The sequence below is a fragment of the Corynebacterium sp. HMSC066C02 genome (genome assembly GCF_001814945.1).
Taxonomy (GTDB): Bacteria; Actinomycetota; Actinomycetes; order Mycobacteriales; family Mycobacteriaceae; genus Corynebacterium; species Corynebacterium aurimucosum.
Genome location: NZ_KV818467.1, coordinates 1 through 1,439, shown reverse-complemented (window position 1 = coordinate 1,439; position 1,439 = coordinate 1). Strand labels below are relative to the sequence as shown.

Below are 1,439 nucleotides of genomic sequence, written 5' to 3'. Positions count from 1 at the left end.
GGCCCTTCCGGTTTTAGAGTGCGTTGATTTTGTCCTGTAGTTGTCCGGAGTGGATGAGGCATCGCAAGATGTAGTGGTTGAGGTTTTTGAATCCCAGGGCGATGCCGCGTAGGTGTTCGAGTCTGCCGTTGATTGCCTCAACGGGACCGTTGGATGCGCCGATATCAAAGTAGGCGAGCACATCTTTGCGTCGACGCCACAGGGTGCGTCCCAGTTGGGCGAGCTCTTCTAAGCCTTTTGGTAGTCCTTTACGCAGGGTGTGGATGATGCGTTCCATGAGCTTTTTGCCTTCCGATTTCTTCGGATACGCGTACGCTGCGATCACGTCTTGGTAGAGCAGCCACGTTACTTCTAGGGCCACGTAGTCGTCATCGGTGGCTCACAGCATTTCTAAGCGTTGCTTTTGCCGCTCGGTGAGATAGTTCGTCCTGGTCAACAGGGTGCGCCGGTGCTTGTACAGCGGGTCATCTTTGCGTCCGCGGCGCCCGGTTGTCTCACGTTGGAGTCTTTGTCGGCAACTGGTGAGCTTGTCGGCTGCCAGATGCACCACATGGAAAGGGTCCATGACTTTATTCGCCTGTGGTAGTTGCTCTTCAACTGCGGTGGCATAACCGGTGAACCCATCCATGGTCACCACCTGTATCTGCTCCCGGAAGCTGGGGTCGCGCTCTTTAAGCCACCCGCTGAGCACGTGGGCGGATCTGCCCGGTCGCATGTCTAACAAACGAGCAGGCCCACGCCCGTCCACCAGCGGGGTGAGGTCAACAAGTATGGTCACCAGGTTTGATGCCTGACCTGGTTTTCTGGTGTGTTTCCATACGTGTTCATCGACTCCGAGGACGCGAACCCCGTCTAGGTGGCAGGGGTCGCCGTAGACAAGCTGGCGGCAGGCATCCAGTGCGACCTGGTTGACCAGGTCCCAGCCCACACCGAGTGCTTTGGCGGTAGCTGACACACTCATCCGGTCAATAGCAAGGCGTTGCAAGATCCAGCGGGTGACCCGATAAGTGAGTTTGGCGCCGTCATCCGCGCAGGTTAAAGATTCTTGGAAGATCTTTCTCTTACATGAGACGGCTGTGCATAAGAATCTGGGGACTGTTACGTGCAGCCTAGTGGGGAATCCAACGACAGGAAGATCAACGAGTCGACGGGTGGTGTGGTCGCGCAGCTTTCCTGGCTGTCCGCAGTCCGGGCACACGCCGATAACGGCTACTGGCGTGGCCTCAATGATGGTCAACGCTCCGGTATCAGCGGCACCGGTGATGGCAAGTCCGATTTCCGCGGTACGGCAGATAGTGTCGGCGACGAGGTTTCCAGTAGGCTTCACAGTACGGGTCCCTGGTGGGTTTAGATGGTTGTGTAGGAACTTTCATCTTCACACCAGGGACCCCTACATGTTGTGGTGACCCGCTGAACCCGTCGTTTTCTACCTCACCCCG

Annotated in this window: 1 pseudogene; it reads right to left on the bottom strand. The window is 57.0% G+C overall.

Annotated elements, in window-relative coordinates:
• Positions 1-13: 13 nt before the first annotated feature.
• Positions 14-1,327 (bottom strand): annotated as a pseudogene (locus HMPREF2996_RS09390) (ISL3 family transposase).
• Positions 1,328-1,439 lie beyond the last annotated feature (112 nt).